The sequence below is a fragment of the Bacteroides sp. D20 genome (genome assembly GCF_003436255.1).
GTDB lineage: Bacteria > Bacteroidota > Bacteroidia > Bacteroidales > Bacteroidaceae > Bacteroides > Bacteroides uniformis.
The window spans coordinates 114820-139555 of the sequence record NZ_QSOO01000010.1 but is presented as its reverse complement, the minus strand read 5'-3'; the positions used below and the strand labels follow the sequence as shown (position 1 = coordinate 139555).

General features: G+C 42.7%; 25 protein-coding genes. 17 read left to right on the top strand and 8 right to left on the bottom strand.

The window, feature by feature from the left end:
* Positions 1-131 precede the first annotated feature (131 nt).
* From DXD78_RS12170 to DXD78_RS12155, 4 genes are all read left to right on the top strand, one after another.
* On the top strand, positions 132-1112 hold the full coding sequence (locus DXD78_RS12170) for a toprim domain-containing protein (RefSeq protein WP_117652756.1): 981 nt from the start codon (positions 132-134) through the stop codon (positions 1110-1112).
* 155 nt (positions 1113-1267) lie between these two features.
* Positions 1268-1651 (top strand): MobC family plasmid mobilization relaxosome protein, encoded by a 384-nt coding sequence (locus DXD78_RS12165; RefSeq protein ID WP_032531312.1) that lies wholly within the window; start codon positions 1268-1270, stop codon positions 1649-1651.
* Positions 1617-2546, top strand: a complete 930-nt coding sequence (locus tag DXD78_RS12160) for a relaxase/mobilization nuclease domain-containing protein (protein ID WP_117652748.1) — start codon at positions 1617-1619, stop codon at positions 2544-2546. The genes DXD78_RS12165 and DXD78_RS12160 overlap by 35 nt, the downstream gene beginning before the upstream one ends.
* A 4-nt stretch (positions 2547-2550) precedes the next feature.
* Positions 2551-3279 carry a hypothetical protein gene (locus tag DXD78_RS12155; RefSeq protein WP_117652747.1) on the top strand — a complete coding sequence of 243 codons (729 nt, stop codon included), beginning with the start codon at positions 2551-2553 and terminating at the stop codon, positions 3277-3279.
* 42 nt (positions 3280-3321) lie between these two features.
* On the opposite strand, the gene DXD78_RS12150 is transcribed toward DXD78_RS12155, so the two are convergent.
* From DXD78_RS12150 to DXD78_RS12135, 4 genes are all read right to left on the bottom strand, one after another.
* Positions 3322-3654, bottom strand: a complete 333-nt coding sequence (locus tag DXD78_RS12150; protein ID WP_005645903.1) for a helix-turn-helix domain-containing protein — start codon at positions 3652-3654, stop codon at positions 3322-3324.
* Positions 3655-3784: 130 nt separating this feature from the next.
* Positions 3785-4171: an RteC domain-containing protein gene (locus tag DXD78_RS12145; RefSeq protein ID WP_117652746.1), complete on the bottom strand. Its 387-nt coding sequence runs from the start codon at positions 4169-4171 to the stop codon at positions 3785-3787.
* The gene (locus DXD78_RS12140; protein ID WP_117652745.1) at positions 4158-4397 is read right to left on the bottom strand and encodes a hypothetical protein; all 240 of its coding nucleotides are present in this window, start codon (positions 4395-4397) and stop codon (positions 4158-4160) included. Before DXD78_RS12140 ends, DXD78_RS12145 begins: the two co-directional genes overlap by 14 nt.
* Positions 4398-4407: 10 nt before the next feature.
* Entirely contained in the window at positions 4408-4971 is a 564-nt protein-coding gene (locus DXD78_RS12135; RefSeq protein ID WP_233524362.1) for a cysteine hydrolase family protein, read from the bottom strand.
* Positions 4972-5099: 128 nt separating this feature from the next.
* Here DXD78_RS12135 and DXD78_RS12130 point away from each other — a divergent pair, with 128 nt between their 5' ends.
* Genes DXD78_RS12130 through DXD78_RS12115 form a run of 4 tightly spaced genes read left to right on the top strand, consistent with a single transcriptional unit; the run spans position 5100 to position 9173 of the window.
* Entirely contained in the window at positions 5100-5435 is a 336-nt protein-coding gene (locus DXD78_RS12130; RefSeq protein ID WP_022401675.1) for a helix-turn-helix domain-containing protein, read from the top strand.
* Between the two features lie 45 nt (positions 5436-5480).
* The gene (locus DXD78_RS12125) at positions 5481-6845 is read left to right on the top strand and encodes an ATP-binding protein (protein WP_117652743.1); all 1365 of its coding nucleotides are present in this window, start codon (positions 5481-5483) and stop codon (positions 6843-6845) included.
* Positions 6846-6856: 11 nt separating this feature from the next.
* Positions 6857-8278 (top strand): AAA family ATPase, encoded by a 1422-nt coding sequence (locus DXD78_RS12120; RefSeq protein ID WP_117652742.1) that lies wholly within the window; start codon positions 6857-6859, stop codon positions 8276-8278.
* Positions 8262-9173: a DUF4435 domain-containing protein gene (locus DXD78_RS12115; RefSeq protein ID WP_117652741.1), complete on the top strand. Its 912-nt coding sequence runs from the start codon at positions 8262-8264 to the stop codon at positions 9171-9173. The genes DXD78_RS12120 and DXD78_RS12115 overlap by 17 nt, the downstream gene beginning before the upstream one ends.
* Before the next feature lie 190 nt (positions 9174-9363).
* Here DXD78_RS12115 and DXD78_RS12110 read toward each other — a convergent pair whose 3' ends face one another.
* Entirely contained in the window at positions 9364-9843 is a 480-nt protein-coding gene (locus DXD78_RS12110) for a DUF2867 domain-containing protein (RefSeq protein ID WP_009037033.1), read from the bottom strand.
* A gap of 167 nt (positions 9844-10010) precedes the next feature.
* Between DXD78_RS12110 and DXD78_RS12105 the strand changes: the two genes are divergently transcribed.
* On the top strand, positions 10011-10775 hold the full coding sequence (locus DXD78_RS12105) for a LuxR C-terminal-related transcriptional regulator (RefSeq protein WP_009037034.1): 765 nt from the start codon (positions 10011-10013) through the stop codon (positions 10773-10775).
* A 2-nt stretch (positions 10776-10777) separates the two neighbouring features.
* On the opposite strand, the gene DXD78_RS12100 is transcribed toward DXD78_RS12105, so the two are convergent.
* Complete coding sequence (locus tag DXD78_RS12100; protein WP_009037035.1) at positions 10778-11362, bottom strand: nucleotidyltransferase domain-containing protein; 585 nt, start codon at positions 11360-11362, stop codon at positions 10778-10780.
* 127 nt (positions 11363-11489) lie between these two features.
* On the opposite strand from DXD78_RS12100, the gene DXD78_RS12095 reads away from it, so the two are divergent.
* A complete protein-coding gene (locus DXD78_RS12095) occupies positions 11490-13550 on the top strand; it encodes a 3'-5' exonuclease (RefSeq protein WP_009037036.1) in 2061 nt (686 codons plus the stop codon).
* Between the two features lie 10 nt (positions 13551-13560).
* Here the strand turns inward: DXD78_RS12095 and DXD78_RS12090 are convergent, their stop codons facing one another.
* Both DXD78_RS12090 and DXD78_RS12085 read right to left on the bottom strand, forming a co-directional pair.
* The gene (locus DXD78_RS12090) at positions 13561-14181 is read right to left on the bottom strand and encodes a CatB-related O-acetyltransferase (RefSeq protein WP_005828836.1); all 621 of its coding nucleotides are present in this window, start codon (positions 14179-14181) and stop codon (positions 13561-13563) included.
* A 14-nt stretch (positions 14182-14195) separates the two neighbouring features.
* Entirely contained in the window at positions 14196-15488 is a 1293-nt protein-coding gene (locus DXD78_RS12085) for an MATE family efflux transporter (RefSeq protein ID WP_005828839.1), read from the bottom strand.
* A gap of 627 nt (positions 15489-16115) precedes the next feature.
* Here DXD78_RS12085 and miaA point away from each other — a divergent pair.
* From miaA to DXD78_RS12045, 7 genes are all read left to right on the top strand, one after another.
* Positions 16116-17033, top strand: coding sequence for a tRNA (adenosine(37)-N6)-dimethylallyltransferase MiaA (gene miaA / locus DXD78_RS12075; protein ID WP_009037038.1), 918 nt, complete (start codon positions 16116-16118; stop codon positions 17031-17033).
* Between the two features lie 66 nt (positions 17034-17099).
* On the top strand, positions 17100-18026 hold the full coding sequence (locus tag DXD78_RS12070; RefSeq protein WP_009037039.1) for a diacylglycerol kinase family protein: 927 nt from the start codon (positions 17100-17102) through the stop codon (positions 18024-18026).
* 23 nt (positions 18027-18049) lie between these two features.
* Positions 18050-18850 carry a 3-deoxy-8-phosphooctulonate synthase gene (kdsA, locus tag DXD78_RS12065; RefSeq protein ID WP_009037040.1) on the top strand — a complete coding sequence of 267 codons (801 nt, stop codon included), beginning with the start codon at positions 18050-18052 and terminating at the stop codon, positions 18848-18850.
* A 103-nt stretch (positions 18851-18953) separates the two neighbouring features.
* Complete coding sequence (locus DXD78_RS12060; protein WP_009037041.1) at positions 18954-21782, top strand: pitrilysin family protein; 2829 nt, start codon at positions 18954-18956, stop codon at positions 21780-21782.
* An 83-nt stretch (positions 21783-21865) separates the two neighbouring features.
* Positions 21866-23353, top strand: a complete 1488-nt coding sequence (locus DXD78_RS12055) for a DUF5687 family protein (RefSeq protein ID WP_005835497.1) — start codon at positions 21866-21868, stop codon at positions 23351-23353.
* Between the two features lie 25 nt (positions 23354-23378).
* Positions 23379-24182 carry an ABC transporter ATP-binding protein gene (locus DXD78_RS12050; RefSeq protein WP_005828854.1) on the top strand — a complete coding sequence of 268 codons (804 nt, stop codon included), beginning with the start codon at positions 23379-23381 and terminating at the stop codon, positions 24180-24182.
* On the top strand, positions 24179-24691 hold the full coding sequence (locus DXD78_RS12045) for a C40 family peptidase (protein ID WP_005828855.1): 513 nt from the start codon (positions 24179-24181) through the stop codon (positions 24689-24691). Before DXD78_RS12050 ends, DXD78_RS12045 begins: the two co-directional genes overlap by 4 nt.
* Positions 24692-24736: the final 45 nt, after the last annotated feature.

Below are 24736 nucleotides of genomic sequence, written 5' to 3'. Positions count from 1 at the left end.
TTACTTATCTTACTGCATAAGATGTAATCTGCTGAAAGAAAAAGAATTATGTGCAGAAACATAGTGACTTTTCTTCTTACTGACTTCTTACTGTGCTACTGCAATTTATCACCATCAAAAAAATAAAGATTATGACCTACAAGGAAGCCAACAATATCAGTATCAAGGATTACCTGAACTCTTTGGGAATCCAGCCCGTCACGGAAAAGGGAAGCTACGGGATGTACCGCAGCCCCTTACGGGAGGACAACACGCCAAGTTTCAAGGTGGATTATAACGCCAATCTATGGTGTGACTACGGAACTGGCGAGGGTGGGACGCTCATCGACCTTGTGATGAAGCAGAACGGGTGCAACGCCTACGGTGCTATCTGCCGACTGGAGCAGGGCGACACCGCCTCTTTTTCCTTTCACGGGAAAGACCTGCCCGAAAGGGACACGAAAAGGCAGGCAGCCAGCCCGATAGAGATACGCAGAATACAGCCGTTACAGAATCCGGCACTCATGCGATACTTGCAGGAAAGGGGGATTTCCCCCGGAACGGCAGCCCCATACGTGCAGGAAATGTATTACCGCATCGGTGGAAAGCCTTATTTTGCGCTGGCGTTCAGGAATGATTCAGGAGGTTACGAGCTTCGCAATCCCCGTTTCAAGGGCAGCACATCGAAAGACATCACCCACATAAGGCAAAAGGGAGAACCGAGAGATACCTGTTTCGTGTTCGAGGGCTTTATGGACTATCTTTCATTCCTCACTATCCGGCAACAGAAAAGCCCGGGTATGCCCTGTATCGACTGGCAGGATTACGTTATCCTGAACTCCACCGCCAACGTGGATAAAGCCTTATATCCGCTGGCTGGTTACGGGCATATACACTGTATGCTTGACAATGACGAGGCAGGCAGGAAAGCGGTTGAAGCCATAAGGCAGGAATACAAATGGCGTGTACGTGACGCATCACACCTGTACAGCGGTCACAATGACCTGAACGACTATCTGCGTAGCCTTAAAGTGAAGCAATCCCAAGATTTGACAGTTACCGACAAGCCCCAGCCGGAGCAGGGCAACAGACAAAATCCGGGTGAAAAAAGAAAGAGAGGGCTAAGGATGTGACCTGCAAGGCTGGCGGCATGAACCGACGACAGACTGTGTGATTAGAGAGAGCAAGGTTATGTTTCGGTAGACCGAAACACCTTGCTTTGCTTAACGCAAAGAAAATTTCTCCCGTTGGTCGCAATTTTTAAAATACCACCTAAAAGCAAAAACGTATGACAGAGATAAGGAACAAACCGGGAGGTCGCCCGGCAAAAAGCCGGATAGACAAACAGAACCGGGTAGTCAGCACGAAACTGACCGAGTTACAGTTCTACGCAATCAGGAAGCGAGCCGGGGAAGCCGGGCTGCGTGTCAGCGAGTACGTCCGGCAGGCGGTCGTTTCGGCAGAGGTAACGCCCCGGCTGAATAGGCAGGATGCGGACACTATCCGCAAGCTGGCGGGCGAAGCCAACAACATCAACCAGCTGGCGCACCGGGCGAATGCCGGAGGGTTCGCACTGGTGGCGGTGGAACTTGTAAAACTCAAAAACAGGATTGTCGAAATCATAAACCAACTGTCGGATGATTGGAAAAATAAGAAAGGGAAGCGGATTTAAAGGCTGCGTGAACTATGTACTCGGCAAGGAACAGGCAACCCTGCTTCATGCGGAGGGAGTGTTAGCGGAAAGCAACCGGGACATCATACGCAGTTTCATACTGCAAGCCGGGATGAACCCCGACCTGAAAAAGCCTGTCGGACATATTGCGCTAAGCTATTCCCCGGTGGACGCACCCAAGCTGACAGACGGGAAAATGGTACAGCTTGCGCAGGAGTACATGCGTGAAATGAAAATCACTGATACGCAGTACATCATCGTGCGCCACCAAGACCGGGAACATCCGCACGTGCATATCGTGTTCAACCGCATAGACAACAATGGCAAGACCATTTCGGATAGGAACGACATGTACCGCAACGAACAGGTATGCAAGAAGCTGAAAGCCAAACACGGGCTTTATTTCGCTAAAGGCAAGGAGCATGTAAAGCAGCACCATTTGAGAGAACCGGACAAATCCAAATACGAGATTTACAATACCATAAAGGATGAAATCGGGAAATCAAGGAACTGGCAGCAGTTACAAACCAAGTTGGCAGAAAAGGGTATCGGGATTCATTTCAAGTACAGGGGACAGACTGGCGAAGTGCAGGGCATATCCTTTTCCAAAGGTGAATACACGTTCAAAGGCTCGGAGATAGACCGCAGTTTCAGTTTCTCCAAACTGGACAAATGTTTCGGGGATGCAAGGCTGAACACTACCGGAAACAATAGACAGATAGTTTCCGTACCTATTCAGGAGCCAGCACGGACACCGGACAAAGCCGACAGTTCGCTGCTGGCAGGCTTGAGCGGTCTATTCTCCGTTTCATCCTCTCCGGCTGATGATACTGATACGCCCGACAATCCCGGTGAAAGAAAAAAGAAGAAAAAGAAACGACACTTAAAATTATAGGAACATGGAAGAAAATTTAATTTTAGAGGGGCTTCTCTCTATGGTTACGGAACTGAAAGAACGGCAAGAGAAGCAGGTAACGCCAGCCAGCCGGGAAGAAACGATTAACAGGCTGGATGTTATCGAACAGCGCATTTCGGATATGCAAAGTAAATCCGGCATTCCTGAAAACACGGTGCAAGAAATTCTAAACCAAATCGGCAGTATCAGAAAAGGGCAGTCCGGGAATCAAAAACAAGACCTTGAAGATATAAAGGGGCTTATCGTGACCTCGCACCGATATTTCAAGGAGCGGTTAAAGGTGTTGTTCCCGGTTGATGATACAGCACTGACCGGAGAAGTAACGCCCGTTTCATGGTACGACAAACTGACATACCGGGTAACTCCCTATTTGAAATCCAAGTTCTTTCTTCTTTCAGCAGGGATAATCATTTGTCTTGTGTCGCTTGTGTTGAATGTACGTTTTATACAAAGAATGCAGCGGTTACAGGACAACGATATAAAATACCGCTATATCCTGATGAAAGGAAAGGCAGACGGCAGCAGCCTTGATTTGCTGGAAACGAAGTTCAGCCGGGAACGGGACAACGATTTCATCCGAAGCCTGACCGATTCGGTGAAAGGCTTTGAATACCGTAGCAGAAAACAGGCGGAAGCGTTGGAACGGGCAAGACTGTTAAACGAGCAAGCCGAGCAGCTAAAGGAGCAAGCCGACAAGCTGGGCAAACCATAAACCCAAAGCGAAGCCGGAGCAGAACCGCCCCGGCTTTCTAATTCACTTCTTTTTCTTCGTGCAGTGTTCTTTCTCGAACTGGCGTAGCGTGGTGACACTGAACCGCTCCTTGATGAACTCCCGGACATCGGAAGCCTTGTAGTACACTTTTCCGCTGATTGTGAAGTACGGCAGCGCACCGATAGCCCGGTAGCGTTGCAGGGTCTTGATGCTTACTTTGAACAGCAGGCACAAATCCTGATTATCCAGCAGGTTGTCATCTTCAGGCAGCACCCTGTCGGCATTGCGCAGTACCCGTACATCCTTGCAGAGTTCTTCCAGTTTGGCGTACAGCTTCTGCATCCATACGCTGAAATCGTCATTGTCTATATACATGATTGCTTCATTTTTCTGATTATACATTATGGTCTGTCAATCGATTGATGAAGCAAAGTTCAGAAAACGGACGCAAAGAAATTACAGGGGAACTAATGGAATCCCCTATAAATAAATCATAAGTCACTGGTTATCTATATCCTTTCTTGTCATGTTCCTTTTTGATAAGTTCTACCAGTCCATTAAGAAACCCGGTCAGTTTGCCCGGCTTTCGTCTTATCACGTCCTCATGTTTTTGGTAACAGTCGCCTATCCTGATGTTGAACAGCCATTCAAAGGCTTTCGCCAAGTCCACTAAGTAGGCGGGCTTACCGTTCTGATACACGATGTCTTTGGAGAGGAACAGACCGCTTACCATTTCCATGATGTCAATCAAGTTTGTTTTATCAGCCAAGTAGAGAGGAGATAGTGGTTGTGTATTAAAATGTGTCCTAAACTGTTCGGGATATTTAATTCGTAACCTTATAATATAAATTTCTGTATTTATTATTCCTATTGCTTCATCAATAAATTGCATAAAGGGTATTTTCCTTTTGCCCAAATTGCATACGATACAATTTGAGCCTGTTTAATCCCATTGAATAATAACGTAATAGAACTGCATAATCCTGTTCTACTGTACTTATTTCTACCAAATAAGCAGTCAATTCATTGATAGCATCTGTCAACTCTGCAACAGATGCTTTGTGTTGAGTATATTCAGATAACAACTGAAATATACTCAATTCAAGGATTCTTTTCATTTTCTTTAATTTAAAGTGTTAAACATGATTTTATGTACTCGTCAGTCGATTTAACAGTGGCATAAAATGGTGTTAATGCAGCTAAAAAAACAGCTTGCACTTTTTCTGCTTCGACCTTAAAGTCTTGAAATTCTAAAGCTTTAGTAGCGCAAGCATCTTGTATTATAGTGCATTTATATCCCAAGTCTTTAGCTGCTCTTACGGTAGCATCCACGCACATGTGTGTCATCATACCACAAATAACTACATCTGTGATATTTTTAGATTGTAACAAATTATTTAATTCTGTCTGATAAAAACTGTTCGGAGAATGTTTAATAATTATATCTTCGTTTTTTATCGGAGCAACACTGCTATGTATTTCTGCCCCTATAGTATCAGGTAGAAAAAAAGTTGCATCCTGTCTAGATGAAATATGCCGTATATATATAACTGGTAGGGAATTTAACCTAAAATTATGTATAAGTTTTTGCGCTTTTAATACAGCATCCAAACTGCCTACCAGTGGATATAATCCACCTTCAAAATAATCATTTTGGAGGTCTATAAGAATTAATGCTTTCTGTTTTTTCATTTTTATGCTTTTAATATTTCCCACAAAGTTAAATGTTTACTATCTTTGTATCAAGTATGTACAATTTAGTATGATACAGACTAAAAGGTATCGAATATTGATTATCAAATTAATGTGCTCAAATAAAAATGAATAAGAACATTAAAAAAGATATTTGTGTGCTTGATTTTGCTTTCCAACGGATAGGAGGGAAATATAAAGGACGTATTCTTTGGGCTCTGTCAAAACATACGGTTATGCGATATGGTGAACTGAGCCGTGAAATATCCGACATAAGTACAAAGATGCTCACACAAACCTTGAGAGAGTTGGAAATGGATAATTTGATTCATCGTGAAATGTATCCCCAAGTTCCCCCAAAAGTCGAATACTCTTTAACCGAGACAGGCAAGGAGCTTATTCCATTCATTAAATATTTGGTTGATTGGGGATATAAAAAAATGGCTGAAGAAAACGAGAATTGATTAATTTTCATAATAACTAATTTTGTATCATTGTCATAAAAACTTATGCTGAATACAGAAACCATACAATCACTCATTGACAGTGGAGAGGGCTATAATATGGAGTTTAAAGTTCGTGTTCCTTCAAAGGTTCGTGACCTGACAGAGGAAATATGTGCTTTCGCCAATGCAGACGGAGGATATTTGCTTATTGGAGTAGATGATAACGGGCAAGTGGTAGATACTAACTTAGAAAACGATAAGCGTTCTGCCATTCAAGGTTCTATCAGCGAAATATCTCCTGCACTTCACTGTGAATTGTATTCCGTAAATCTTGTGAATAAAACCGTTTGGGTGATTGATGTTCCGTCCGGCAAGGATAAACCTTATATATTTTCCGGTTCTATCTATGTCCGTGAGGGGGCAAACTCACAGAAACTTCACACAGCCGAAGAAATGCGCAGCTTCTTTCAGGAGTGTAACAAAATCTTTTTCGACCATATACCCTGCCATTGGTTCAATATCTACATGGATGCAGACGAACAGATGATTAAGGATTTCCGAACAGAAGCCAAACTAAGTCCGTCCACACCCGACAAACAAATATTTGAGAACTTGGAACTGTTTACCGAGAATGGAACGGCAAAGAACGGTGCGGCGATGTTCTTTGGAAAACAACCTGAACGAAAGTTTCCACACTCTATTACAAGGTGTGTTCTTTTCAAGGGGACGAATAAAGTCTATATTATAGATGATAAAACATTCGGAGGTTCATTATACCAACAATATCTACAGGCTATGGCTTGGCTGGAAAGTAAACTGCAAGTTGCCTATAAAATAGAGGGAACAGGACCAAGAGAAGAAATTTGGGAAATACCTTTGACCGTATTTAAAGAAGCCATTATAAACGCTCTGTCACATCGTGATTACTACGAACAAGGTGCAAGCATTATGATAGAAATGTTTGACGACCGGGTAGAGATTTCCAATCCCGGAGGACTTCTACCTGTTGTGGCTAAAGATTTCGGGCATAAAAGCATGACACGTAATCCGCTAATTTTCGGTTTATTTACCCGTATGCACTTGGTTGAAAGAGTGGCATCCGGTATTCCTCGTATGCAGGAAGCTATGAGGGAAGCGAATCTACCCGAACCGGAATTTCATACGGAGGGGATGTTTACAGCTGTATTTAAAAGAGGGATTAGTATCAAAAATGATACTGTAAATGATACTGTAAATGATACTGTAAAATCAAAGGAGCAGGAAGTCCTAAACATTATCAAACAGCATCCAGGACTTAACTCATCTAAGATAGCAAAATTAATAGAAAGAAGTGTGCCTACCACTAAGCGCTATTTAAATTCTTTGGTCAAATTAGAGTTGATAGAATTTAAAGGAGCACAAAAAAATGGAGGATACTTTCTAATTTAAATAGAAATCATATGAAGCCAACAGTTGAGAATTTTGAAATTTTAGGACTCTTTGGAGGTAAAGACGTAAAATTATCCTTTACCAATAAAGTGCAAATTTACATTGGAGAAAACGGTTTAGGTAAAACAACAGTATTGAACACACTGTATTATCTATTAAGTTTAAAATTTGAAGAATTGGTAAATATCAATTTCTCAGAAATTAAAATTAGGATTAATGAAAAAAACTATAGTTTTACAAAAACCGATTTACAAGGATATGTAAATCGAAATAGAGAAAGAAATAGAAAAAGTGGGATATATAATCATATAGATAAATTACTAGATGACAATAGTATTTTATCTTTAAAAAAAATTGTAGATGGCAAATCTGATACACAATTTGATAAAATATTAAAAATTAAATCCTATCTAGAAAAGACAGGGCTTTCTATTAATGCTCCATCCTCATATATCTATGATGTAATTATAGATATTATTACACAACGTACAGAAAATAAATCAATACCTTTATTTGTAGAAGATATACGGAAAATTGATAGTAGAATTTTATATTTTCCAACTTATAGAAGAGTTGAAAAAGATCTTCAAAATTTAATTAGTGCCATTAAAAAAGAAAGAGAAGACGATGATGATATGTGGCATATATCAATGCATGAAGATGAAGATAGTATAATTTCAATGTCCAAATTAATACATTTTGGCATGACGGATGTTCAAAAAAGAATACGAATTATACTAAATCAAATCACAAAAATATCAAGAGAAAAATTAGATGCATTATCAACTGATTTATTAAAGAAAGAAATCAAGGGATTTCCAGATAATATTAAAATAAAAGCAGAAGATATTTCAACCATCAAAACAATTCTAAGTAGGGAACAAGTCGGCTTAGACCCTGAAGATAAAAATTTCGTTTTAGACTTAATTGAAAGTAGAAAAATATATAATAGAGACAATAAGCAATTGCTATATTTATTATCTCAACTGCTAAATATTTATGATTCATACTCCATTTATGATAGAGGTATAAAAAATTTTGTTAGTGTATGTAACAATTATTTGCATGAAAAGGAGTTTATTTATAACGAAGTCGATTTAAAATTGGAACTTCGACAAATTAATGATAGTAATAACAAAGACATAGATCTTAATGTATTGAGTTCAGGAGAGAAACAAATAGTTTCACTCTTTTCTATAATTTTTTTAGAACCACAAAGAGATTTTATTTTTTTGATTGATGAGCCTGAATTATCTCTATCAATATTTTGGCAGAGGAATTTAATTCCTGATATAATAAAGTCAAATAAATGTGATTTTCTATTAGCAGTCACCCATTCTCCTTTCATATTTGAAAATGAATTTGAAGAAAATACTATTGGGTTAAGTGAATTTATGTCAAGTAGTAAATTAGACAATGAACGAAAAAGATAAATATATTGAAGCTAGAGATAATTCTATTGCAAAGCTTTATCTGGAATTTGATTTATGCAAAAACAACAATCCTAATGCTTTTTTTGCTTTTTTTGAGGGCAAAGATGCCCCTTATTATTCTATGCGTATAGAAAGAATCTCCAATAAAGAAGTTGAACCAATAAAATGTAAAGGTAAGTCCAACGTGAAAGGCATATATAAATATCTTTCAAAAAAAAATGAATATAATAGATATTCTACAGGGTTCTTTATAGATAAAGACTATGATGATAATGAATTAGAGTACATAAACAATAATTTCTATGTAACTCCATGTTATGCAATTGAAAATTTTTATTGTAATGATAAATGCCTAGAACGAATTTTAAAATGTGAATTGGGATATAATTCATCAGACGAAGATTTTCAAAAAATCAAAGAGGATTATTTAAAATTTCAGAATTCATATAATGCTAGTATTTTACTTTTTAACTCATGGTATTTTGCTGTTAAAAGAAAAAGCCATGAATTGAAATTATCATTAGATAAAGAATTGCCCAAAGGCTATCTGCAATATAATCTTGAAGATAGAAGTGTAACGCAATTATATTGCATAAATTCTATTTTTAACGACTTTAAAGACAAAGCACCTATACCAAATGAAGATGAGTTAAATCACGCAAAAGAACAAATATCTAGAGATCTTGTACAAAATCTACGTGGAAAATATGAGATGCATTGTTTAGTTGTTTTTTTACAAAGAATCATTGAAGAACTAAAAGGAGGAAAACCCTCTTGCTTGAAAAAAAAGAAAGTGAATTTAAATATTGGAGATAATAATGCTATATCTATATTAGCCCAATATGCAGAGGAATCAGATTCTTTACAAGAATATGTCATCAAAAGAATAAAATAATTATCTTTGTATTCAGAAATCGTACCCAAGATACAAGTTGATGTCAAACGGTGCAAAGCTGTGAAAACCTTATTCAAGGGATTTACATCGTAGCAAAGATATAACTTACTGAAAGATAGTGCCATATCAAACCATTTTCGGTTGCTGGTGGCACCACTCAAATAAATACTCCCATTGAAATGATAATATTTCAATGGGAGTATTTATTTACACCCACTCCCCCCCTATCCCCAGCAACATGCTTTAAGATAGACTTTACTATTATCCCATGAAAAGGTCTGATAATAAAGAAATATGCCCTTCCCAGCCAATTATTGTACTTCACAACAGTAGTAATCCGAAGTTCTTGTTTTCCTTCGTGATATTCCCCGCACCACATGGACACATGGAAATCAAGATGCTTATCCGGCATTCCGAGAATTTCTTCATGCAGATTTTTATCCAAGACCATATCTGTAAATCTGGTTGCTGTATCCAGTCCTAATGGCTTTACAATCGCATTCCTGAAATTCATGAGCCAACCAATCCACTTAGGAAATCGGCTGAAGGCAAGATTGCGAAAATCTTCCGGTGTCAAAGCCTGCCCAGTGACCATCACTTTAGAAAAAGAATCTATATAATCTACAGGAAAATAATTCTTTATTAAGCTGTCTGCCGGTATATCTTTCATCTTATCACATATTGAATTTATTACTCGTTTGCTTTTCATTCACGGCGTCCCCAATGACACGGCCTACAAAGGTAGCCACTTAATCCAACCCTACAACATATTCTTAGAAATAATATTATCCCGTAAAAGATAAAACTCAAAAGAAAATTATCAGTTATCTTTGTTCCATGACTACCAACAAGACAACTCCCAAAGAATTATGGGCAAGACAGCAGATTAGCGGTCCCGATGTGGACTATGATTTATGGAACAAGAAAAGAATATCCGTGCAAGCGTTCTCACAAATGAGTCAGAGCTGTATTTTTACAGTTGACGTATTTAAAGAGAGATACGATTTTGCATCCGACAGTTTTGCCCATCTTTTCGGATACAATCCCACTTGGATAAAGACAATCAGGCAACAAGGCGATTTACTGGAAGAGAGAATACACCCTGATGACAGAATGCAACTCACGGAATGCCAAATCGAGCATGGACAGTTCATCTACTCACTCCCACCGGAAGAAAGAAATGACTACCGGCAAATATTTCAATTCCGTATGTTGAATGCACGGCAACAGTATATCAATGTAAGTAGCCGGCAACAAGTCATAGAAACAGACCGGAATGGTAAAGCCTGGATAATCATGGGAGTAATGGACATACTTCCCGACCAGACCCCTATCGAAAGAATCAAACGGACGGTGGTGAACAGAAAAACGGGAGAGATGCTTCCAACATGCACTGTTTCTCCTGACAAACAATTATCCAACCGGGAGAAAGAAATATTACGACTCATCCGACAAGGTTTTCTAAGCAAGGAAATCGCTCACCAGCTGGGAGTGAGCATCTATACTGTGAACAATCACCGGAAAAACATCCTAAGCAAGTTAGATGCCAACAATATAATGGAAGCCATCCATATAGTAGAAAATCTTGGTATCTACCTCTAAGATTACGGAAGCCAACCGAGACTGTCCGCCAACTGATTTGTTTTGCGCCACTCTTCAAGCTCCTTATAAGTGCGGACACCTCCCGTAAAGACAGCATGATAAATCTCTATACCTGGAATCGTTACACCATCCGGCACATCGAATTTGATTTGCAATATCGTTTTCCTAATTTCAGGAGTAAGGCGCTCCGCAATAGCGGCAGTCACCTTTTCTACAACACCATCATACCTGGAACCTTTCCGGATGTGAATCATATCAAACTTCCAAGTATTCTGTTCTCTATCCTTATATAAAGCATGCCACTCCATGCACTCTTCCTCCGTATGGATAAGGTTCCTATATTGTATTTCCTGCAAAGGCAACCGTTCCGCAAGTTCCCGGATGACCGAAAAGCTCTCTCCTACATCCAACCTATCGGTATAAATATGGATATCTATATCCCTACTTTTCGCCAACAGCCCGGTACGGAGTGAGCCCACCAAATGAACGGTTGCTCCAATGCGCTCCCATGCTTCAATAATACAGGTATCTTCCAATACTTTCCATGCAGATTGCTGATTCTGCCTTGCAAGCTCATGAATGTCCATTTACCTCCACTTTTTTGAATGTGCAAAGATATAAAACTTCCCAGTATATAGCTATAAATAGCCATTTCCCTTCTTGATACAATACACTAATTTTGCACACTGTCTTACCTTTTAGCAACAACTAATTATGGCATTCAATCAAACAGAGAAACAAGAGAAAGAATATTTAAAGCAAATAATCAGTTTTCTGAAAAAGGTTATCGGTAATACCGACGCATCCGTGAAAGACCACGTCGACACCTTGGCAGAATACAAAGACTATATCTGGTTCAACAAAGACATCGACCCACACGAGATACGCTCCATGCGCGAAAGCATCCTGAACCATTTTGCCTTGGGGGAAAGTGTAATCAACAAGCATAAGCGGCTCACCAAGATACTTGCCATTCCTTACTTCGGACGAATTGATTTTTTGGAAAAGAAAGAAAACAGCAAAGTGATGCCTATCTATATAGGTATCCATACCTTCTATGACCCGGAAAGTCGAGCTACCCTTATCCATGACTGGCGAGCACCCGTTTCGAGCATGTTCTATGACCATGAATTAGGAGAAGCAGGCTATCGGTCTCCATCGGGAGAGATTAAAGGAGTAATTTCCCTAAAACGCCAATACAGAATTCGGGGCGGCAAAATGGAATTTATGATTGAAAGTGCCCTGACCGTCCATGACGACATTCTGCAAAAAGAGTTAAGTTCCAATGCAGATGACAAGATGAAAAATATCGTTGCCACCATCCAACGGGAACAGAACCGGATTATCCGCAACGAAGATATCCGCACGCTTATTATTCAAGGAGTGGCCGGCTCTGGAAAAACATCCATAGCCCTGCACCGCATAGCCTACCTGCTCTATACCTTCAGAGACAGCATCTCATCAAAAGATATTCTGATTATCTCCCCCAACAAAGTGTTTTCCGATTATATCTCCAACGTCCTCCCCGAACTTGGGGAAGAAACCGTGCCCGAAACCAGTATGGAACAAATACTCTCCGGAGTGTTGGAACACAAATATAAGTACCAAACATACTTCGGGCTAGTGAATGAACTGTTAGAAAAGCCATCCTCAAGCCTCATCAACAGAATAGCCTATAAAGCCTCTTTCGGCTTCATTTCAGAGCTTGACAAGTTTATCCTCCACATAGAGAACACCTACTTCAAGGCAGCAGACGTGAAGCTGACCAAATACATCACCATACCTGCCCCGTTTATCGAAGAACAGTACCTACGTTTCAACCGTTATCCCATACGCCGACGATTTGATGCTATGGCTGATTATATGCTGGATATGTTGAAAATACAATACACCTTTACGGTAACCACCACCGGCAGAAACCTTTTGAAAAAAGAAATCAGACTAATGTTTGCAGGCAATAACGACATTCAAGTCTACAAAGATTTCTTTAAATGGACAAATAATCCCGGAATGTTCAAAATGCGAAAGGGACATACACTCGAATACTCAGACTTGGCACCGCTGGCATACCTACACTTGGCATTGGAGGGAAACGGGAACCAGCCATTCAGAGTCAAACATCTGTTGATAGATGAGATGCAGGACTATTCGCCCATACAGTACAAGGTAATACAGAAACTCTTTCCATGCCGGAAAACCGTGTTGGGCGATGCAGGACAGTCCGTGAATCCTTATGGTTCATCCACAGCAGAAACTATCCAAAAGTCACTTACTGCAAGTGAAATCATGAAATTGTGTAAGAGTTATCGTTCCACCTTCGAGATTACGGATTTTGCGCAAAAGATTCATCCTAACGCAGAGCTGGAACCGGTTGCCCGGCATGGAGAAAAGCCACAAATCCTGCAGTTCGGCAGTGCCGTAGAAGAACTGTCCGGCATTATGGGGCTAATCTCCACTTACCGGAAATCCGGATATAAGTCTCTTGGCATCATATGCAAGACGGAGCAGCAAGCCAGGAAGATGGCAGATATGCTGAAATCATATGCCAATGATATCAGCTTCCTATCAAGTCAAAGCTCCGCATTTGTGCAAGGCATCGTCATCACCTCTGCCCACATGGCAAAAGGGCTCGAGTTTGACGAAGTCATTATTCCACAGACGGATGAGAGAAATTACCGTTCGGAGATTGACAAGAGTATGCTTTATGTAGCTGTAACCAGAGCTATGCACCGCCTAACCTTGACATTTCACGAGGCAAGACCGGCAACTCACTGATGATGGATTATTAAGGAAATCTATCCCAACAGCCTTGTACAAGATGCGGCAAGTAACAGCGTATCTCATCAATCGACCAATCCCACCATTGCAGCCGCAATAATTTCTTCACCACATCCTCATCAAAACGTTTCCTGATTTCTTTGGCAGGAGTTCCCCCTACAATTGTATAAGGGGGAACATCTTTAGTCACAACAGCACGTGCACCAATAATCGCCCCATCTCCTATATGAACACCAGCCATTATCACCGCTTCATAACCAATCCAAACATCATTACCTATTATAATATCTCCTTTGTCATCCCATGCATCCGTTATGTCCGATTTCTTCAATCCCCACTCTTCGTAAAATAAAGGAAATGTATAAGTAGACAGAGATTTCAACGTATGATTGGCACAGTTGAACAGAAATTTCGTACCGCAAGCAATGGAACAGAATTTACCAATAACCAGCCTCTCCTGATGGATGGGGTAATGATACAGCACATTGTTTTTCTCGAACAACAAAGGGTCAGCTACAAAATCATTATAAATAGTATAGTCACCAACCTCTATTCGAGGATCCTTTACAACAGCATTAAGATATACGGTTTGCTTATCTCCCGTACGCGGATATATTTTAGTCATCATAATTCGATATGTTTCTAATATTGTTTACTTCTTAAATAGAAAACCGATTGCAGTGCCAGCAAAATCACAAAAAGGTATTCTGCCGTTAAGTAAATAGCCAAGGATGCATGAGTGCAAGCGCTTAACCAATAAAGATACCCCAGATACACGACAGTGGTAGTCACTTGGAAAAGAAAAGTAATCCGGGTTTTACCGGTCCCTCCAACTGCGTTGAGATATACATAGCCTGGCAAGGCAAAGGTATAATTCAGCAACGTCACAACAAAAGGGATGAAAGCCTGCTCTGTTAACAGTTCGTTATCTGTATAGATTCCTATTATCAAGCGATTATAACATACAGCTACCCCTATCAGTGGAAATCCAGCAGAATAGCCCAACCTCAGTATCTTACGGCAGATAATGAAAACAGCCCTCCTTTCTCCAGCCCCAATCGCATTACTGACCAGCGAACCCGTAGTGACCGCAAAAGAATTGACTATTACAAAAAAGACAGCAGATACACTTCGCGTAATATTGGAAATGGCTAATTCCGTTTTACCCAAATGTTCCACCGCCACAAAAAACAAGAACCACGGAGCCACGCTGATAAAGGCATGAAGCATGCTCCATACCGACAAGCTCAGCACATCCACCAACAGCTTTCCGTCATATACCGGTTTCAATCCATATTTCCCTTTATCTATTTTCAGCCATACATAGAAAAGAAGCATCACCAAAGAACCCATCTCTGCCAGAGAAGAAGCAATGGCAGCTCCCGATATTCCCAGTCCTCCAACAATTATCAGAATATAATTCAAAGGAATATTAATCACTACTGCAACGGCAGCAGCCCACGATAATGCCCGAGTGCATGTTATTCCCACAAGAAAAGAACGGATAACCAAAAACGGAAACGAAAACAGCAAACCGAAACTGCGCCAGTCCAGATATTGAATTACAGCCCGATAAATCTCCGGCGAGGAAATCAACCTTCCCAATATGAAAGGAGAACTTGCCTGCATCAGCAGACAAAGCAAAATGGCCAATCCCGATAAAAAGAAGAAACCTTGAAAGAATATCTTCCCAGCCTTACCATAGTCACATTCTCCATTCCTTCGGGCAATCATCACCTGCAATCCGATACTAAACCCAAACCCAAGCATGTAGACCGCCAAATAATAAATCCCCGCAATGGCAGATGCTCCCAATTCCACCTCGCCAACGTGACCTAAGAAAACAGCATCGGTTATATTTATCAGCTGCTCCATCAAAATGCTCATCATTACCGGAAAGTTGATAAGCCATATCTGTTTATATGTATAATGCATTGCTCAACAATAAAATAGCACAAAACAACACACTGTACAAGTACAGCATGCCATCCTGCAAATTCATGAATAAAAGGATACACAATCTCTGTGGCAAACGGGTCATCGTTTGCCAGATAGCTGAATAGCTTTATCAAGCAGGGCTATTCGTTGAGCGTAGCTATATACAGAGCTTCATAAGAAGTGAATATGTTTGTTCATTCAATATATAGTGCAAAAATATAGAAAAAAAGTGCCAAAGTTCAGTTTAGGGCATAAAAAAAGGAGTACCGCTGTACTCCAACCTTTGTTAACCTTAAATCTAATACTATGAAAAACACATTGCAAATGTACGGACTTTTGGGACATTGACAAACTTTCCAAGAAAAAAAGCATGTTTCATAACACATTTTAATAAGATTAATGCTCGTTTTCACGTCCTTTTTCACTTTTTCTGCTTCAAAGTAGAAAAGAAGGTATAGCATCACGTAAAAAAATGAGCAAGTTCTTTCCATTATACTCCCAGTTTGCATTATCTTTGCACTAACACGAAGATAAGCTGCACCTCAGCATAAAAAATGAACGAGTTCATTTTATTCTGCATTCGGTTTGCACTATCTTTGTAGTGAGATTAACAAGAACTTATATATGCCAGACTATGATTTAATCGCCATATTAGGGCCTACCGCTTCAGGAAAGACTCCATTTGCAGCCGCCTTGGCCGCCGAACTCCATACGGAAATCATCAGTGCCGATTCACGGCAAATCTACCGGGGGATGGACCTAGGCACCGGCAAAGACCTTGCTGACTATACCGTCGACGGGAAACAGATTCCCCATCACCTCATCGACATAGCCGCCCCGGGCTATAAGTACAATGTTTTCGAGTATCAGCGTGATTTCTTGAATGCTTACGAGACTATTAAACAAAAAGGTTGCCTGCCCGTTGTATGTGGAGGAACCGGAATGTATCTCGAATCAGTACTGAAAGGCTACCGTCTGCTGCCCGTACCCGAGAATCCCGAGTTGCGCACCCGTCTGGCAGACAAATCGCTGGAAGAACTGACCGACATACTGAAAGGTTACAAAAGCCTGCACAATACCACGGACGTGGACACAGCCAAACGTGCCATACGAGCCATCGAAATCGAAGAGTATTATGCCCATACCCCAGTAGACGAACGTTCCTTCCCCCAGATGAACAGTCTCATCATAGGTGTGGACATCGACCGGGAATTGCGTCGGGAGAAAATCACCCGCCGCCTGCACCAGCGCCTGGAAGAAGGAATGATAGACGAAGTGCGACGTCTGATAGAGCAAGGCATCCAACCGGATGACCTCATCTATTACGGACTGGAATACAAGTATCTGACACTTTATGTCATCGGCAAGTTGACCTATGAAGAGATGTTCACGCAACTGGAAACAGCCATCCACCAGTTTGCCAAACGCCAGATGACCTGGTTCCGCGGTATGGAACGGCGTGGATTTACCATCCATTGGATGAATGCCCGGTGGCCGATGGAAGAAAAGATAGCTTTTGTAAAGAAGAAGTTGGAAGGATGATGAAATGATAAAGTGACCGGGTGATTTAAATCGTAAATAGTAAATAGTCAAATTGTAAATAGAATCATGAGTGCAGAACCCGAAAAGTTGGGAGTGATATACAACCCCAAAGCCGGAACACGGAAAGTGCAGAAACGGTGGAAAGAAATCAAAGAATACATAGACAGCAAAGGTGTGCCTTACGACTATGTGCAGTCCGAAGGGTTCGGTTCGGTAGAGCGTCTGGCAGGCATCCTCGCCAACAACGGCTACCGCACCATTGTTGTAGTAGGCGGTGACGGCGCACTGAATGACGTCATTAACGGCATCATGCTTTCCAATGCACCAGACAAGGAGAATATAGCCATCGGCATCATCCCCAATGGTATAGGAAATGACTTTGCCGACTATTGGGAAATGAGTTCGGATTACAAGAAAGCGGTGGATTGCATCATCAACAACCGCCGCCGGAAAATAGACGTGGGTACCTGCTATTATTACGACGGTGAAAAGCATCTGACACGCTACTTTCTCAATGCCATCAACATAGGCCTGGGAGCCCGTATCGTGAAAATCACCGACCAGTGCAAGCGTTTCTGGGGAGTGAAGTTCCTCTCTTACTTCATGGCACTGCTATCCATTATCTTCGAACGGAAGCTGTACCGCATGCATCTCAAGATAAACGGCGAGCATATACGCGGACGCATCATGACTGTCTGCATAGGCAGTGCGTGGGGATACGGACAAGCGCCTAGTGCAGTGCCCTATAACGGCTGGCTGGATGTTTCCGTCATTTACCGTCCCGAATTGCTGCAACTATGGTCGGGATTGTGGATGCTTATCCAAGGGCGGATTCTGAACCATAAGGTAGTGATGCCCTACCGTACGCAAAAAGTAAAAGTGCTGCGTGCGCAAAATGCCTCTGTCGATTTGGACGGACGTATTCTCGACCGTCATTTTCCACTGGACATCAGCGTACTGCATGAAGCAATAACATTGATTATACCCAATTGAAAATACTTAATCAGTAACAACCTATGATTGAATTAAAGAATAATCCTGCCGGAAACTTCTTCCTACTGGCAGGTCCATGTGTCATCGAAGGAGAAGAAATGGCAATGCGCATTGCCGAACGTATCGTGACCATCACAGAAAAACTGCAAATCCCATACGTATTCAAAGGGTCGTACCGTAAAGCCAACCGTTCGCGTCTGGATTCCTTTATGGGTATCGGTGACGAAAAGGCGCTGAAGATACTGCAAAAGGTACACGACACTTTCGGAGTACCTACCGTGACCGACATTCATGCCGCCGAAGAAGCCACCATGGCTGCCGAATATGTGGATATTCTGCAAATTCCCGCCTTCCTCTGCCGGCAGACAGACCTGCTTGTAGCCGCCGCCAAAACCGGAAAAACCATCAACATCAAGAAAGGGCAGTTCCTCTCTCCGCTTGCCATGCGCTTTGCGGCTGATAAAGTAGTGGAAGCAGGCAATAGGAACGTCATGCTGACGGAACGCGGAACTACTTTCGGTTATCAGGATTTAGTCATCGACTATCGCGGCATCCCCGAAATGCAGACCTTCGGTTTCCCCGTCATCCTGGATGTAACCCACTCCTTGCAACAGCCCAACCAGACCAGTGGCGTCACGGGAGGTATGCCGCAACTTATCGAGACCGTAGCCAAAGCCGGTGTTGCCGTAGGTGTAGACGGACTGTTCATCGAAACCCACGAAAATCCCGCCGTAGCCAAGAGTGACGGCGCCAACATGCTGAAACTCGACCTGCTGGAAGACCTGCTGACCAAATTGGTCCGCATCCGAGAAGCAGTCAGATAAATTCCATTTATCCGGAATGGAATCCGAAAAAAACAACAGAAGTTGTGATTTATCCAAGGGCTGTCCGACAGATAGTTCAAGAACAATTTAAATTCATAATAATATGAAACATCTATTACGTGGTTTATGGATTGTAGCGTTAATTCTTTGCTGCAATTTTCAGCAGGTATTTGCACAGCAAATGCCGCCTATCCCGGTCGACAAAAATGTCCGTATCGGAAAGTTGGACAACGGATTGACCTATTATATCCGCAAGAACAGCCAGCCTGCAAACCGGGCCGACTTTTACATTGCCCAAAAGGTAGGCTCCATTCAGGAAGAAGCCGACCAGCGCGGCCTTGCCCACTTCCTGGAACACATGTGTTTCAATGGAACGACCCACTTCCCCGGTGATGCACTGAAGCAATACCTGGAGCGTATCGGGGTGAAATTCGGTGAGAACTTGAACGCCTATACTTCCGTAGACGAAACCGTATACAACATTTCCAATGTGCCGGTCACTACTCCGGGAGCCATCGACTCCTGCCTGCTGATTCTGCACGACTGGAGTAACGATTTGACCCTGGACCCGAAGGAAATAGACAAAGAACGCGGAGTCATCAACGAAGAATGGCGCACCCGTATGAGCGCCATACAACGCTTCCAGGAGAAGATGCTTCCAGTCATGTTCGAAGGAACGAAGTATGCCACTTGTTTCCCTATCGGAACGATGGAGGTCGTTATGAACTTCAAACCGCAAACTTTGAGAGACTACTATGAAAAGTGGTACCGTCCGGACCTTCAGGGTATTGTGGTAGTTGGCGATATAGATGTGGACGCCATCGAAGCCCAAATCAAGAAAATGTTTTCTGATATTCCCGCCCAGCCCAATGCTGCCAAACGCGAGTACTATCCGGTAAACGACAACAAGGAGCCTATTGTATTGGTTTATCAGGACAAGGAACAGTCCAATGTACAAGCCCTCATCTTCAACAAGCACGAAGCCACTCCTGACGAGCAGAAAGGCGACATGGGCTATCTGGTACAGAATTATGCAACCACGCTCATCAACAATATGCTGAATGCGCGTCTGAACGAATTGGTACAGACCGCCAATCCTCCTTATATATATGCCGCCACTTATGACGATGATTTCTTTGTTGCCAAAACCAAAGATGCCTTCACCGGTGTCGTTGTCTGCAAGGAAGATGCCATAGAAAATGGAATAGCCACTCTCCTGCGCGAAACAGAACGCGCCCGCCAATTCGGCTTTACGGAAACGGAATACAACCGTGCCCGTGCCGAATATCTGCGCCAACTGGAATCTGCTTATAACGAGCGTGACAAACGCAAGAATGAAGAGTACGTGGATGAATATGTCCGTCATTTCCTCGATAACGAACCGATTCCGGGCATCGAAAACGAATACGCCATCATCAATCAGATAGCTCCCGCCATTCCGGTTGCCGCACTGAACCAGATGATGCAAGCCCTCGTGACAGACAGTAACCAGGTAGTCGCAATTCTCGGTCCGGATAAGGAAGGATTGAAAATGCCGACAGAAGATGCAATCAAGAAGATTCTGAAAGATATTAAAGCTGAAAAACTGACTGCCTACGTAGACAAGGTGTCGGATGAACCTTTGATGGCCGAAGCCCCGAAAGGCGGAAAGATTGTATCCGAGCAGACAGATGATACATTCGGCACTACAACGCTGACACTCTCCAACGGAGTCAAGGTCATTATCAAGAAGACAGATTTCAAGGCAGACGAAATCCGCATGAAGGGAGTCAGCCTAGGCGGTAGTTCCCTGTTCCCCGACTCGGAAATCATCAACATCAACGGACTGGATGCAGTGAGTGTCGGTGGTCTGGGTAATTTCAGTGCCGTAGACCTGGAAAAAGTTCTGGCCGGCAAGAAAGCTTCCGTCAGCTATGGTATCGGTGACAAGACAGAAACCGTCAATGGCAGCTGTTCACCGAAAGACTTCGAAACAATGATGCAGCTCACTTACTTGACGTTCACCGCTCCACGCCGTGACGACGATGCCTTCGCATCCTACAAGAACCGCAACAAAGCTGCTTTGCAGAATATGGAAATGAATCCCCAGGTGGCGTTCAGTGACTCTGTCTCGGCCGGTATTTACATGCACCATCCCAGAAGAGCCAGAATAAAGGCGGACATGATTGACAAGATGGATTATGACAAGATTCTGTCCATGTATCAAGACCGCTACAAAGATGCCAGCGATTTTACCTTTATCTTTGTAGGAAATGTGAATGTGGAGGAAATGAAACCACTCATCGCCGAGTACCTGGGTTCACTGCCTGCCATCAACCGCAAGGAAACATTCAAGGACAATAAAGTCGACATGCGCCAGGGAGTTTATAAGAATGAGTTCGTAAGGAAGCAGGAAACTGCTAAAGCGTCAAATTTTGTCCTGCTGAACGGTGACTGCAAGTACGACCTGAAAAATGACATCCTGCTGGATATGACCAGCCAGATTCTTGACTTGGTTTATACAGCCAAGGTACGTGAAGACGAAGGTGGCACTTACGGTGTATATGTAGGCGGCCAGTTAAGCAAATATCCGAAAGAAAAGGCCCTTCTGCAAATTATATTCGAAACCGCTCCGGCAAAAAGAGAAAAGTTGATGCAGATTATCTTTACAGAACTCGACAACATCGCCAAAGCAGGTCCGTCGGAAGGAGACCTGAATAAAGTGAAAGAGTTCATGCTGAAAAAACACGCCGAAGACCTGAAGGAAAACAGCTACTGGCTGGGAAGCATTGACGAATACCTGTTCACCGGTATGAATCCGATAAAGGATTACGAACAGATTGTCAACAGCATCACCGTGAAGGACATCCAAAAGTTCACCGACGACTTGTTCAAGCAGAAGAATGAGATTGAGGTATCAATGATCAGTCCTGAAACTCCTGACAAAGAATAAGAGAGCCATACACACAGAAGGCTGCGTTGTTCGATGAAAGGCAGCGCAGCTTTTTTTATACAAACTCTATATATACAAATACTATGAGTCTTTTCTTAGATCTGCGCAAGCACGGAAAACTGGCAGAAAAACGAAATCCTATGTACGAAAAAAGTAAATTCGGAAAATTCTGGATGTACTTCATGTTCGTCTTCTGGGCCGGTTACTTGATATTCTTCGGTACGACCTTTGCATTCGCCTTTGACGGTGGTGCCACAGAAGCCTATCACGTAATGAACTCCGGATTGATATTTGTCCTTGTGCTGGATTTCCTGATACGCCTGCCTTTCCAAAAAACACCCACCCAGGAAGTGAAGCCCTACCTGCTGCTTCCCATCAAACGGAATCGTCTTATAGACTTCCTGCTGATCCGTTCCGGACTGGATGGCTTCAATCTGTTCTGGCTGTTTCTGTTTGTTCCGTTTTCCATCATCACCGTCACCAAATTCTATGGAATCAGTGGTGTGCTGACCTATTGCATTGGCATCTGGCTGCTGATGGTATTCAATAACTACTGGTTCTTGTTGTGCCGCACACTGATGGGTGAGCGCATCTGGTGGCTGGCATTACCGGTAGTAGTATATGGCGGCATTGCCGCCGCACTATTCATTCCGGACAACAGTCCGCTTTTCGACTGTTTTGTCAATCTGGGAGAAGGGTTCATTACCGGCAATATACTGTCATTCATCGGTGTACTGGCTGCCATCGCCCTCATGTGGTTCATCAACCGCACCCTGATGCAGAAACTCATCTACAATGAACTGAACAAAGTGGAAGATACACGGATAAAACATGTATCCGAATACAAATTCCTCGACCGCTACGGCGAAATAGGCGAATACATGAGACTGGAACTCAAGTTATTGCTACGCAACAAGATTTGTAAGCGTTCGCTCTATTCCATCACCGGTGTAGTGATAATGTTCAGTAGTATCATTAGCTTTTCCGATGTGTATGACGGAGGTCTGAGAGATTTCTTCGTCCTTTATAATTACATTATCTTCGGCATCATGTTCCTCAGCACACTGATGGGTTACGAAGGCAATTACATTGACGGACTGATGAGCCGCAAGGAATCTATCTACTCGCTGCTGCGTGCCAAATACATACTGTACAGCATTGCATTGCTCATTCCTACGATTCTAATGATTCCCGGTATGGTTACCGGGAAGGTATCCGTACTCGGTTGCATTGCATGGCTGATATTCATTCCGGGAGCCGTATACTGCTGTCTGTTCCAACTGGCAGTCTACAACAACAAGACTACCGACCTGAATTCAAAGATGACCAGCCGGCAGAATATAGGCACCGGTCTGCAGAATCTGATTTCAGGAGGTGCTTTCGGCATACCTTTACTGCTGCTTTTTGCACTGAATGCCATCTTTGGCAAAGAGGTCACCCCCTGGATACTTATCGGCATCGGCGTGGCATTCATCGCCACTTCCAAATTCTGGCTGATGAATGTATATCACCGACTCATGAAACGCCGCTACAAGAATATGGAAGGCTTCAGGGACAGTAGACAGAAATAGAAATCATTAAACATCAATCACTAACATGATACGCATCAACAATTTACAAAAGAATTTCGGCACAAAAAAAGCCGTAGATATAGAGAACTACACCATCGGGCAAGGCGATATGCTGGGACTGGTAGGCAACAACGGTGCAGGCAAGACCACCCTCTTCCGGCTTATTCTTGACTTACTGCAGGCAGACCGGGGCAATGTAACCATCAATGACATTGACGTCAGCAAAAGCGAGGACTGGAAGAACTTCACGGGAGCCTTTATAGACGACGGTTTCCTGATAGACTACCTCACCCCCGAAGAATACTTCTACTTCATCGGTAAGATGTACGGTCTGAAGAAAGAGGAGGTAGACGAACGCCTGCTTCCCTTCGAACGCTTCATGAACGGCGAAGTGATGGGGCAGAAAAAATTCATACGCAACTATTCTGCCGGAAACAAGCAGAAAATCGGCATCATCTCCGCTATGCTACATCACCCGCAACTGTTGATTCTGGATGAACCGTTCAACTTCCTTGACCCCAGTTCACAGTCTGTAATCAAACACTTGCTGAAAAGATACAATGAAGAGCACGGAGCCACCGTCATCATTTCCAGCCATAACCTGAATCACACAGTGGACGTTTGTCCACGTATTGCATTGTTAGAAAACGGTGTTATTATCCGCGATATACGAAATGAGAACAACTCTGCCGAGCAGGAATTGGAAGCTTACTTCAACGTCGGTGTGGAGGAAGAAGCCGTGGTAGAAGAAACGGTAGTAGAAGCAGCCGTAGAAGAAATAACGGAAAAAGAAGATAAAACGGTAGAAGAAAAAAATTCGGAAGCATGAAAAAATATCTTTCTTATATAGTAGCTCTTACCATCATATTGATAGGCTTAAGTTCCTGCCATACTTCCGCGCCACGCCTGGACTACAAAGCCCTGGCGCAGGCATCCGTCCGTTTGGGAGTGGATATTGAACTGCAGGACAACCACAAGCTATACATCCATGCCTCCGAATGGATAGGCACCCCCTATCGCGCAGGTGGCGACAGCAAACGTGGAACGGACTGCTCCGGACTGGTATCGCAACTGTATAAGAAAGTTTACCACACCCGTCTGTCGAGAAGCACAGACGGGCAACTGAAAGAGAGCAGTAAAATCTCCCGCCGCAACTTGCGTGAGGGAGATTTGGTGTTCTTCACCAGCCGTGCTTCCCGCAAAAAAGTGGCACACGTAGGCATCTACCTCAAGGACGGCAAGTTTATACATGCCAGCACCAGCCAGGGAGTCATAGTCAGCAACCTCCGGGAAAAATATTACACCCAACACTGGCTCTGCGGAGGAAGAATAAAATAATACTAATTTTTCCCTTCTTGTGATTTTCTTTACTCTGTCCCGACT

Excerpts from the sequence above, each read along its gene's own strand:
- DXD78_RS12170 (WP_117652756.1), top strand. The coding sequence starts at position 132 with ATGACCTACAAGGAAGCCAACAATATCAGTATCAAGGATTACCTGAAC.
- DXD78_RS12165 (WP_032531312.1), top strand. The coding sequence starts at position 1,268 with ATGACAGAGATAAGGAACAAACCGGGAGGTCGCCCGGCAAAAAGCCGG.
- DXD78_RS12160 (WP_117652748.1), top strand. The coding sequence starts at position 1,617 with ATGATTGGAAAAATAAGAAAGGGAAGCGGATTTAAAGGCTGCGTGAAC.
- DXD78_RS12155 (WP_117652747.1), top strand. The coding sequence starts at position 2,551 with ATGGAAGAAAATTTAATTTTAGAGGGGCTTCTCTCTATGGTTACGGAA.
- DXD78_RS12150 (WP_005645903.1), bottom strand. The coding sequence starts at position 3,654 with ATGTATATAGACAATGACGATTTCAGCGTATGGATGCAGAAGCTGTAC.
- DXD78_RS12145 (WP_117652746.1), bottom strand. The coding sequence starts at position 4,171 with ATGCAATTTATTGATGAAGCAATAGGAATAATAAATACAGAAATTTAT.
- DXD78_RS12140 (WP_117652745.1), bottom strand. The coding sequence starts at position 4,397 with ATGAAAAGAATCCTTGAATTGAGTATATTTCAGTTGTTATCTGAATAT.
- DXD78_RS12135 (WP_233524362.1), bottom strand. The coding sequence starts at position 4,971 with ATGAAAAAACAGAAAGCATTAATTCTTATAGACCTCCAAAATGATTAT.
- DXD78_RS12130 (WP_022401675.1), top strand. The coding sequence starts at position 5,100 with ATGAATAAGAACATTAAAAAAGATATTTGTGTGCTTGATTTTGCTTTC.
- DXD78_RS12125 (WP_117652743.1), top strand. The coding sequence starts at position 5,481 with ATGCTGAATACAGAAACCATACAATCACTCATTGACAGTGGAGAGGGC.
- DXD78_RS12120 (WP_117652742.1), top strand. The coding sequence starts at position 6,857 with ATGAAGCCAACAGTTGAGAATTTTGAAATTTTAGGACTCTTTGGAGGT.
- DXD78_RS12115 (WP_117652741.1), top strand. The coding sequence starts at position 8,262 with ATGAACGAAAAAGATAAATATATTGAAGCTAGAGATAATTCTATTGCA.
- DXD78_RS12110 (WP_009037033.1), bottom strand. The coding sequence starts at position 9,843 with ATGAAAGATATACCGGCAGACAGCTTAATAAAGAATTATTTTCCTGTA.
- DXD78_RS12105 (WP_009037034.1), top strand. The coding sequence starts at position 10,011 with ATGACTACCAACAAGACAACTCCCAAAGAATTATGGGCAAGACAGCAG.
- DXD78_RS12100 (WP_009037035.1), bottom strand. The coding sequence starts at position 11,362 with ATGGACATTCATGAGCTTGCAAGGCAGAATCAGCAATCTGCATGGAAA.
- DXD78_RS12095 (WP_009037036.1), top strand. The coding sequence starts at position 11,490 with ATGGCATTCAATCAAACAGAGAAACAAGAGAAAGAATATTTAAAGCAA.
- DXD78_RS12090 (WP_005828836.1), bottom strand. The coding sequence starts at position 14,181 with ATGATGACTAAAATATATCCGCGTACGGGAGATAAGCAAACCGTATAT.
- DXD78_RS12085 (WP_005828839.1), bottom strand. The coding sequence starts at position 15,488 with ATGCATTATACATATAAACAGATATGGCTTATCAACTTTCCGGTAATG.
- miaA (WP_009037038.1), top strand. The coding sequence starts at position 16,116 with ATGCCAGACTATGATTTAATCGCCATATTAGGGCCTACCGCTTCAGGA.
- DXD78_RS12070 (WP_009037039.1), top strand. The coding sequence starts at position 17,100 with ATGAGTGCAGAACCCGAAAAGTTGGGAGTGATATACAACCCCAAAGCC.
- kdsA (WP_009037040.1), top strand. The coding sequence starts at position 18,050 with ATGATTGAATTAAAGAATAATCCTGCCGGAAACTTCTTCCTACTGGCA.
- DXD78_RS12060 (WP_009037041.1), top strand. The coding sequence starts at position 18,954 with ATGAAACATCTATTACGTGGTTTATGGATTGTAGCGTTAATTCTTTGC.
- DXD78_RS12055 (WP_005835497.1), top strand. The coding sequence starts at position 21,866 with ATGAGTCTTTTCTTAGATCTGCGCAAGCACGGAAAACTGGCAGAAAAA.
- DXD78_RS12050 (WP_005828854.1), top strand. The coding sequence starts at position 23,379 with ATGATACGCATCAACAATTTACAAAAGAATTTCGGCACAAAAAAAGCC.
- DXD78_RS12045 (WP_005828855.1), top strand. The coding sequence starts at position 24,179 with ATGAAAAAATATCTTTCTTATATAGTAGCTCTTACCATCATATTGATA.